The organism is Xanthomonas sp. SHU 199 (genome assembly GCF_000364665.1).
GTDB classification, from domain to species: Bacteria; Pseudomonadota; Gammaproteobacteria; order Xanthomonadales; family Xanthomonadaceae; genus Xanthomonas_A; species Xanthomonas_A sontii.
Genome location: NZ_AQOI01000835.1, coordinates 1 through 356, shown reverse-complemented (window position 1 = coordinate 356; position 356 = coordinate 1). Strand labels below are relative to the sequence as shown.

1 pseudogene is annotated in these 356 nt (G+C 74.4%); it reads right to left on the bottom strand.

The annotated features are described in order from the left end of the window. A pseudogene (locus D183_RS0122855) lies at nt 1–356 on the bottom strand (hypothetical protein); the annotation flags it as partial.

Here is a 356-nt window from a genome sequence, read left to right as displayed (position 1 = left end):
GGCCGGTGCGGCCTCCGAATGGGCATCGGACACGCTAGCGGAATGGTCGTCGTCGTTGTCCGCGGACAGCGGCGCATCGGCCGGCGCCTGCCGCAGCGACTGCTGCGCCAGCACGCGCTCGAAGGCGTCGTCGTCGAGCGCGGTGTGGTGATCGGCGTGATCGGCGGCAGCGTGGTCCAGATGGTCGGCGCGCGACCACTCTTCCAACGCCTCGTGGTCGCGGGCGACCGTCTCCTCCTCGGCCAGCGGCTCGGCCGGCTCCAGCGGCGGCAGTTCCGGCGCATCGACATCGCGGTGCGCGACCACCGGCACCGCGGCGCTCGCCGCCAGCGCGGCGTCGTCGTCGCGCGGCAACG